8 protein-coding genes are annotated in these 8,602 nt (G+C 70.2%); 2 read left to right on the forward strand and 6 right to left on the reverse strand.

From position 1 onward, the window contains the following. A partial coding sequence (locus RH94_RS43440) for an ABC transporter permease (RefSeq protein WP_234425784.1) occupies window positions 1-499 on the forward strand: 499 nt, incomplete at its 5' end. A gap of 20 nt (window positions 500-519) precedes the next feature. After that, window positions 520-1,344 (forward strand): ABC transporter ATP-binding protein, encoded by an 825-nt coding sequence (locus RH94_RS14975; protein WP_073948094.1) that lies wholly within the window; start codon window positions 520-522, stop codon window positions 1,342-1,344. On the opposite strand, the gene RH94_RS14980 is transcribed toward RH94_RS14975, so the two are convergent. The 6 genes from RH94_RS14980 to RH94_RS46140 all read right to left on the reverse strand — a co-directional run. Then, window positions 1,313-3,496: a discoidin domain-containing protein gene (locus tag RH94_RS14980; protein ID WP_073948095.1), complete on the reverse strand. Its 2,184-nt coding sequence runs from the start codon at window positions 3,494-3,496 to the stop codon at window positions 1,313-1,315. The genes RH94_RS14975 and RH94_RS14980 overlap by 32 nt on opposite strands. 67 nt (window positions 3,497-3,563) lie before the next feature. Beyond that, the gene (locus RH94_RS14985; RefSeq protein WP_073948096.1) at window positions 3,564-5,180 is read right to left on the reverse strand and encodes a glycoside hydrolase family 13 protein; all 1,617 of its coding nucleotides are present in this window, start codon (window positions 5,178-5,180) and stop codon (window positions 3,564-3,566) included. Window positions 5,181-5,218: 38 nt separating this feature from the next. Then, window positions 5,219-6,097, reverse strand: coding sequence for a carbohydrate ABC transporter permease (locus RH94_RS14990; protein WP_073948097.1), 879 nt, complete (start codon window positions 6,095-6,097; stop codon window positions 5,219-5,221). Continuing rightward, window positions 6,094-7,056 (reverse strand): carbohydrate ABC transporter permease, encoded by a 963-nt coding sequence (locus tag RH94_RS14995; protein WP_073948098.1) that lies wholly within the window; start codon window positions 7,054-7,056, stop codon window positions 6,094-6,096. Before RH94_RS14995 ends, RH94_RS14990 begins: the two co-directional genes overlap by 4 nt. 6 nt (window positions 7,057-7,062) lie before the next feature. Beyond that, complete coding sequence (locus tag RH94_RS15000) at window positions 7,063-8,412, reverse strand: ABC transporter substrate-binding protein (protein ID WP_073948099.1); 1,350 nt, start codon at window positions 8,410-8,412, stop codon at window positions 7,063-7,065. A gap of 127 nt (window positions 8,413-8,539) precedes the next feature. Beyond that, on the reverse strand, window positions 8,540-8,602 hold a 63-nt coding region (locus tag RH94_RS46140), incomplete at its 5' end, for a hypothetical protein (protein WP_267893369.1).

The raw sequence follows: 8,602 nt of genomic DNA on the forward strand, positions 1-8,602 counted from the left end.
GGTCCTGGAGTTCCTGCGGGCGGTGCCGCCGCCGGTGCTGGTCCCGGTCATCATGCTGTTCGCCGGGATCGGCGACGCCATGAAGGTCGTGGTCATCGCGAGCGGCTGTGTATGGCCGGTGCTGCTCAACACGGTCGAGGGCGTAAGGGCGGTGGATCCGGTGACGGCGGAGACGGCCCGGTCGTACGGCATCACGGGGATGGCCCGGATCAGTCGGATCGTGCTGCCCTCGGCGAGTCCGCAGATCTTCGCCGGGCTGCGGCAGGCGCTGTCCATCGGCATCATCCTGATGGTCATCAGCGAGATGTTCGCGGCGAGCAACGGGCTCGGCTTCACGATCGTGCAGTTCCAGCGGGGTTTCGCGATCCCCGGCATGTGGACCGGGATTCTCGTGCTCGGTCTGCTGGGTTTTGTGCTCTCGCTGCTCTTCCAGGCGGTCGAGCGGCGGGTGCTCGGCTGGTACCACGGTCTGCGCACCTCCTCCCGACGGTCCCCGTGACGCATCCGAAAGGGCGGTCCATGCGGTCCACGCACGCGCTTCTCGAAGTGTCCGGCCTGCGGAAGGTCTACGAGGGATCAGGCCGGCGGGTGGAGGCGGTGCGCGAGCTGACCTTCACCGTCGACGCCGGGGAACTGGTCTGCCTGGTCGGCCCCTCCGGGTGCGGCAAGACCACGCTGCTGAAGTGCGTGGGCGGGCTGCTCGCGCCCACGGCGGGCGAAGTCGTCCTCGCGGGGCGGCGGGTGACCGGGCCGCCGCCCGGAATGGCGTTCGTCTTCCAGGAGTACGGCCGCAGCCTCTTTCCCTGGATGCGGGTCGGCGCCAACGTCGAACTACCCCTCAGAAAGAAGGGCTTGAGCCGGGCGCGGCGACGGGAGCTGGTCGCCGACGCGCTCGCCGCGGTCGGGCTCGCGGACGCGGCCGGGGCGTACCCGTGGCAGCTGTCGGGCGGTATGCAGCAGCGGGTGGCGATCGCGCGGGCGCTGGCGTACGAGCCCGACGTGCTGCTGATGGACGAGCCGTTCGCGGCCGTCGACGCCCAGACCCGGGCCGATCTGGAGGACCTGGTGCGGGGGCTGTGGCGGGAGCGGGGCATCACGGTCCTGTTCGTCACGCACGACATCGACGAGGCCGTCTACCTGGGCCAGCGGGTCATCGTCCTGTCCGCCTCCCCCACCGTCGTCCAGGAGCAGCTCACGGTCGACCTGCCCGATGAACGGGACCAGGTGCACACCCGGGTGGCCCCGCGCTTCGCCGAGCTGCGGACCCATGTGTACGAGCAGGTCCGGGCGGCGAAGCGCGGGGCACCGGCGGTCACGGAGTCCGATACGCCTCCACTTCGCTGAACTGGCCCGCCGGCCAGCCGGTGTTGGCGCTCACCGTCAGCCGCAGCCAGCGCAGACTGGTGCCGCTCGGCAGGGACACGGTGGCCGTGTTGCCGGTCGCCGGGTCGAAGCGGTAGCCCTGGGAGCCGGCCACGGTCGAGTACGCCGAGCCGTCGGTGCTGCCCTGCACGGTGATGGTCTGGGTGCGCGCGCCCCAGGCCGGCGACGGCGGCAGCTTCAGCACCAGTCGGCGGACGGGCTCGTTCGACCCGAGGTCGACCGTCCAGGACTGCGGGAAGGCGTTGTTGGCCGACTCCCAGTAGGTGTTCGCGTCGCCGTCGACCGCCTTGCCCGGCGTGTAGACGTCCTGGGAGCCGGTGGCGGTGGCCGGGCGGCCCTTGGCGAGGTTGCGGTTCGGGTCGGGGTCGGGGTTGCCCTGGCCGGGCTGCGGCCAGGTCGAGCAGTCCGACCAGGTGGTGTTCCAGCCGGAGTTGCCGCCGCCGTCGGTGAGCGTGAAGGCGCCGGAGCCGGAGGGGTAGGGGCAGTTGTAGACGCCCGCCGCGCCCACGCCGGTGGCGGTGACGCCCCGGAAGGTGGCCGCGCCCTGCGCCTCGGCCTGCACGACGACCGTACCGGTGTTCTTGACGGTCGCGCCGTTCACGGTGACGCCCTTGACCGGGTATCCGTGTCCGCCGCCCGACACGAACTCGAAGGCGCTGTACGGGCTGTCGGTGATCGTGGTGTTGGTGATGTTGACCGTGGCGTTGACGGCGCTGTCGTAGGAGTCCACGCGCAGCGCGCCCATCGGGTGGTTCCAGTTGGGGTTCATCGCGCCGGCGCGCACCAGGGTGTTGCCGTCGACCGTGATCGTGCCGGCCAGCGGGAAGAACGGGTCGAGGAACTTCTGGTTGGAGATCGCGATGCCGCTGCCCAGGGCGTTGGTGTCGGAGATCAGGTTGTTCCTCACCGTGATGTCCGTGCCGCCGTAGATCGCGATGCCGTTGGCCAGGTTGGGCTGGGAGACGGTGTTGTTCTCGAAGCTGCTGTTCGTGTCCGGGCCGTACAGCGACCACATGGCGAGCGAGTCGTCGCCCTGGTTGCGCAGGAAGTTGTTGCGGACCTTCACTCCCTTGGCGGTGCCGTTGAGGTTGAGGCCGTCGGCGGTGGTGTCGAGGATGCGGTTGTTCTCGACGACGAGGTTGTCGTTGTTGCCGGTCAGCCACAGGCCGACCTTGAGGTGCTGGATCCACATGCCGGAGACGGAGGAGTCCGGCCCCAGCGAGCCGTTGACAAAGTTGTCGGGGCTGGAGTCAACGCGCTCGGTGACCTCGCCGATGACCGCGAAGTCCTTGATGTGGACGCTTCCGGAGGAGTTCGACTGGTCGATGAAGCGGGAGGTGTGCACGACCGAGTACCAGCTGCCGGCGCCCTGGAGGGTGACGTTCTGCACGCCGCTCAGGGAGGAGGTCAGCCTGTAGTCGCCCGGCGGGATCCACACCACCCCGCCCCGCGCGGCGGCGATGGCGTCCCGGAAGGCCTGGGTGGAGTCGCCCTGGCCGCTGGGGTCGGCGCCCTTGGAGGTGACGGAGACCGACCCGGCGGGCTGGCCGGTGGCCGCCGGGACCTGCTCGAAGTCGGCCACGTCGACCGTGACCTGGACGTTCGCGGCCTCGACGGCGACCTTGTCGCCCGGCTGGAGGTTCTGGCCGAGCAACAGCCGGGTGTTGTCGTAGAAGTGGTGGGTCCTGGCGCCCGCGATCCAGTTGGTGTCGACGTAGGAGTACTTGGAGGTGACGGCAAGCGTCTTGGTCAGCTTCGTCCCGTTGACGTACACGTTCAGCGTGCCGGACTGGCCGTCGGGGACGCTGTAGGAGACGTTCACGGCGTTGGCGGCGCGCGGCACGGTGAACTCCACGCGCTGCCCCGTGTTCAGCCGGACGGCCTGGCGTCCGGAGGCCTCGGAGGCGAGGGTGCCCTGGGTGTGGTCGGGTCCGATCCTGGTGCCGTTGGTGGTGGCGGACTCGGCCTCGACCGAGGTGAGGGGGAGGGTGGCGCCCGCCGCCGCGTGGGCGGTGGGTGCGCCGAGGGTGACGAGCATGCCGGCCGCGAGGGCGACGGCCGCGCCTGTGGCCGTCGGGCGGCGTACGGATCCGGCCTTGCTGTTGCCGTGCATGTGCTGATCCCTTCGTGTGGGGGTGCGGAACAGCGCGGTGCGGTTCGGCGGTCCCGGCTGCGCGGGCTCAGGCGCGCAGCCAGGCCGCCGTGTCCTGCGGGAGGCGGCCGGTGTCGTCCAGCGGGCCGCTGCTCAGCAGGAGTGCGGAGTGCTCGGGCAGTTCGGCGGGGGTGGCGGTGAGGTTGACGACGCAGGTCGCGCCTCCGGCGCGGGTGAAGGCGAGGACGCCGTCGGGGGCGGGCAGCCAGGTCAGGGGGGCGTCGCCGAAGGCCGGGCGGAGGCGGATCGCCTCGCGGTAGAGGGAGAGCATGGAGGCCGGGTCGGTCAGCTGCCGGTCGACGGCGTACGCGGGCCAGTCGGCGGGCTGCGGCAGCCAGGGTTCCTCCCGGGAGCCGAAGCCGGCGTACGGCTCCTCGGCGGCCCAGGGCAGCGGGACCCGGCAGCCGTCGCGGCCGGGGTCGGTGCCTCCGGAGCGGAAGTGCATCGGGTCGTCGATGCGGTCGGCGGGGATGTCGGCCTCGGGCAGGCCGAGTTCCTCGCCCTGGTAGACGTAGACCGCGCCGGGCAGGGCGAGTGAGAGCAGGGCGGCGGCGCGGGCCCGGCGGGTGCCGAGGGCGAGGTCGGTGGGGGTGCCGAAGGCCTTGGTGGCGAAGTCGAAGCCGGTGTCGGCGCGGCCGTAGCGGGTGACGGTGCGGGTGACGTCGTGGTTGCACAGCACCCAGGTGGCGGGGGCCTCCACGGGGGCGTGCTCGGCGAGGGTGTCGTCGATGGACGTACGGAGCCGGACGGCGTCCCACGGGCAGGACAGGAAGGCGAAGTTGAAGGCGGTGTGCAGCTCGTCGGGGCGCAGGTAGCGGGCGAAGCGCTCGCTGTCCGGCAGCCACACCTCGCCGACGAAGACGCCGCCGTACTCGTCGGCGACGCGGCGCCAGGAGCGGTAGACGTCGTGGAGTTCGTCGCGGTCGACGTACGGGTGCGGGGCGCGGCCCTCGGTGAGGTCGGGCAGGCGGGGGTCCTTGGCCGGCAGGGCGGCGGAGTCGATGCGGACGCCCGCGACGCCCCGCTCGAACCAGAACCGCAGGATGTCCTCGTGCTCCTGGCGCACGGCCGGGTGGGCCCAGTTGAGGTCGGGCTGCTCGGGGGCGAACAGGTGCAGGTACCAGGTGCCGTCGGGCAGCCGGGTCCAGGCCGGGCCGCCGAACTGGGAGGTCCAGTCGTTGGGCGGGAGTTCCCCGTGCGCCCCGCGTCCGGGGCGGAAGTGGAACAGGTCCCTCTCGGGGCCGCCGGCGAGGGCGGCGCGGAACCAGGGGTGCTGGTCGGAGACGTGGTTGGGCACGATGTCGACGATCGTGCGGATGCCCAGCTCCCGGGCCTCGGCGATGAGTTTCTCCGCCTCGGCCAGGGTGCCGAAGGCGGGGTGGATGGCGCGGTAGTCGGCGACGTCGTAGCCGCCGTCCTTCATCGGGGAGAGGTACCAGGGGTTGAACCACAGGGCGTCCACGCCGAGTTCGGCGAGGTACGGCAGCCGGGAACGGACGCCCGCGAGGTCGCCGGTGCCGTCCCCGTCGCCGTCGGCGAAGCTGCGCACGTACACCTGGTAGATGACGGCGGAGCGCCACCAGGCGTCGTCGTTCAAGCCGTTCCGGTCGTTCCGGCCGTTCCGGGCAGGGGTGGGCTGTCCCACTGTGCATACCTTTCTGTCTCGGTGCCGAAGGGCGTGCGTCAGCCCTTGGTGCTGCCCGCGCTGATCCCGGCGATGATGTGCCGCTGGAAGACGAGGAAGAGCGCGACCATCGGGATGCTGGCGATCACCATGGCGGCGATGAGCACGGTCAGCTGGATGTTCTGCGACAGCTGGACCAGGGCCACGCTGATCGGCTGCTTGTCGGTGTCGGAGAAGACCATCAGTGGCCACAGGAAGTCCTGCCAGACGGCGACCAGCGCGAAGATCGACACCACGCCGAGCACGGGCCGCGACATGGGCAGCACGATCGACGTGAGGATGCGCAGCTTTCCGGCGCCGTCGATCTCGGCGGCCTCCAGCACGTCCCGTGGTATCCGGTCGAAGAACCGCTTGAGCAGGTAGAGGTTGAAGGCGTTGGCGACGGCCGGCAGCCAGATGGCGAGGGGGTCGTTGAGCAGACTGGTGTGGATCAGCGGCAGGTCGGCGACGGTCAGGTACTTCGGTACGACCAGGGCCTGCGCCGGGACCATCAGGGTGGCGAGGACGGAGCCGAGGATCACCTTGCCGAAGACCGGCCTCAGCCGGGACAGGGCGTAGGCGGCGGCCGTGCAGAACACCAGCTGGCAGGCCCAGGCGCCGGCGGCCTGGACGACCGTGTTCCACAGGTGTTGCGGGAGTTGCATCAGGTCCCAGGCGTCGGTGTAGGCGCTGAGGTGCCAGTTCTCCGGGACGAGTGTGGGCGGGGTCCGGGCCACCTCGTCGGGTGACTTCGTCGCACCGGTCACCATCCAGTAGACGGGGAAGAGGAAGGCGAGGGTGAAGAGGAGGACGACCGTGGCGAAGACGGTCCAGTAGACGGCCTTTCCCCGCGGGCGGGCCAGGGCGGCCGGGGAGACGAGGGTACGGGTGCCGCTCATGCGTCCTCCTCCCCGGAGCCGGAGCGGGTCAGCCGCAGGTAGCCGGCGGAGAAGAGCCCGAGCAGGACGAGCAGCATGACGCTGAGCGCACAGGCGCCGCCGAAGTCGTTGTAGAGGAAGGCGTACTTGTAGATGAGGTAGAGCACGGTGACCGTGGCGTTCTCCGGGCCGCCTCCGGTGATGACGAAGGGCTCGGTGAACACCTGCATGGTGGCGATGATCTGGAGGAGCATCAGCATCAGGATCACGAACCGGGTCTGCGGGACGGTCACGTGCCGGATGCGCTGCAGGAGGTTCGCACCGTCGAGTTCGGCGGCCTCGTACAGCTCGCCGGGGATGGACTGCAGGGCGGCGAGGTAGATCAGGACGGTGCCGCCCATGGTGGCCCAGGTGGCGACGAGGACGAGGGAGACCAGGGCGGTGTCGGCGCCGTTGGTCCAGTTCGAGGTGGGCAGGTGCAGGGCGCGCAGGGCCTCGTTGGCGAGGCCGGCTCCGGGGTCGTAGAACCACTTCCACAGCAGGGCGCTGACCACGGGCGGGATCATCACCGGCAAGTAGACGACGACCCGGAAGAAGGCCCTGGCGTGGCGGAGTTCGTTGAGGACGAGGGCCAGGGCGAACGGGACCGCGAAGCCGATGAGCAGGGCGAGCAGGGTGAAGGTGAGGGTGTTGCGCCAGGCGGCGCCGAACTCGGGGTCGTGCAGGACGCGGGTGAAGTTGGCGGTGCCGACCCATTCGGGTGTCTGGCCGGGCGTGTACTTCTGGAAGGCGATCACGACGGCGCGGATCGCCGGGTACCAGGAGAACAGGGCGAAGCAGACCAGGCCGCCGAGGAGGAAGGCGTAGGCGCGGGCCTGCTCGGCGAGGCGGCGCCGCCCGGGGACCCCTGCCGGGGGCGGCGCCTGCACCGGGTGGGCGGCGGTCGCCCGGACGGGCCGCCGCTCGGCCGTCTTCGTCATCGCCGGTCAGCCCCGGGCCAGGATGCCGTCGATCTTGCCGGAGGCGTCCTCGAGGAGCTGGTCGATGTCCGCGTCCTTCTTGGTGAGGACGGCGGAGACGACTCCGTCGAGGACGGAGTAGATCTGCTGGGCGTGGGGCGGTTCGATCTTCATCCGGAGGGTCTGGTTGCCGTCGAGGAAGGACCGGTAGTTCTCCACGGGTACGTTGGCGTTGGCCTTCTTGGCCCGCTGGTCGGTGGCGTCGGCGGCGCCGGTGAACAGGCGCGGCTCGGGCAGGCCGACGGGGGCGTCGTTCGCCTTGGCGCGGGCGTAGTCGCCGAGGAAGCCCTTGCCGGGGGTGAGGAACATGTGGTCGAGCCACTTGAGGCCGGCGCGGATCTGGGCGGGGGTGTCCTTCTTGTTGAACATGTAGCCGTCGCCGCCGACGAGGGTGCCCTTGCCGCCGGGCATGGGGGCCAGAGCGAGGTCCTTGAAGTCGCCGCCCTTCTCCTTGACCAGGATCGGGATGTTGTCGGGGGCGGCGAGGTACATGCCGAGCCTGCCCGAACCCATCATCTGCTGCACGTCGTTGATGACCAGGAGCTGCTTGCTGCCCATGGAGTCGTCGGTCCAGCGCATGTCGTGCAGGTTCCGCAGGACGGCGCGGCCCTCGGGGGTGTCGACGGTGGCCTTCCTGCCGTCGGCGCCGACGACGTCGCCGCCCTGGGAGTAGAGCTCGGCGGTGAAGTGCCAGCCACCCTGGTTCTGGGCGCTGTAGTCGGCGTAGCCGACGGTGCCGTTGCCCAGCGCGGAGATCCTCTTGGCGGCGGCGCGGACCTCCGCCCAGGTCGTGGGCGGCTTGTCGGGGTCGAGTCCGGCCTTCCGGAAGAGCTTCTTGTTGTAGATCAGACCCATCGAGTAGCCGGTGCGCGGGATGCCGTAGATCTTTCCGTCGACGGTGTAGATGTCGCGCAGTTGCTCCTGGATGGTGTCGTAGCTCTTCAACTCCTTGACGTAGGAGGTGATGTCGGCCGCCTGGCCGGTGTCGACGACGTGCCCGACGTCGGTGAAGTAGGTGTAGAAGACGTCTTCCATCTGGCCGCCGGCGAGCTTGGCGTCGAACGTCTTGGGGTCCTGGCAGGGGAACGCGTCGTGCGCGACGACGTCGACGTCCGGGTTCTGCTCCTCGAAGGCGGCGATGTCCTCGTCGAAGAACTTCCGGTCGACCTTGGCGCTCTGGGGCGGCCGGCAGTTGACCGTGATGCGGGTCCTGCCGTCGGCGGAGGTGTCGTCGTCCGACCCGCAGGACGTCAGGGCGAGGGACAGGGAGCAGATGCCGAGCGCGGCGACGGCGTGGCGGAACCCGGTGCTTCTCATCGGTGGACCCCTCTGGACAGGGACAGGAGCGGTGGGCGCCGCACACTCAAGCACCGACGACTGATCTGCGCAAGATGCCGCGCAGAAACTGAAATTATTTGACAGTGAACCGGATCTCCGGGACGCCTCACGGACGGGGTGCTTGCGCGGTCGATCCGCGCACCACCAGCTCCGGCTCGAACAGCAGCTC

It is taken from the genome of Streptomyces kebangsaanensis (genome assembly GCF_001906585.1).
GTDB classification, from domain to species: Bacteria; Actinomycetota; Actinomycetes; order Streptomycetales; family Streptomycetaceae; genus Streptomyces; species Streptomyces kebangsaanensis.

Excerpts from the sequence above, each read along its gene's own strand:
- RH94_RS14995 (WP_073948098.1), bottom strand. The coding sequence starts at position 7,056 with ATGACGAAGACGGCCGAGCGGCGGCCCGTCCGGGCGACCGCCGCCCAC.
- RH94_RS14975 (WP_073948094.1), top strand. The coding sequence starts at position 520 with ATGCGGTCCACGCACGCGCTTCTCGAAGTGTCCGGCCTGCGGAAGGTC.
- RH94_RS14980 (WP_073948095.1), bottom strand. The coding sequence starts at position 3,496 with ATGCACGGCAACAGCAAGGCCGGATCCGTACGCCGCCCGACGGCCACA.
- RH94_RS14990 (WP_073948097.1), bottom strand. The coding sequence starts at position 6,097 with ATGAGCGGCACCCGTACCCTCGTCTCCCCGGCCGCCCTGGCCCGCCCG.
- RH94_RS15000 (WP_073948099.1), bottom strand. The coding sequence starts at position 8,412 with ATGAGAAGCACCGGGTTCCGCCACGCCGTCGCCGCGCTCGGCATCTGC.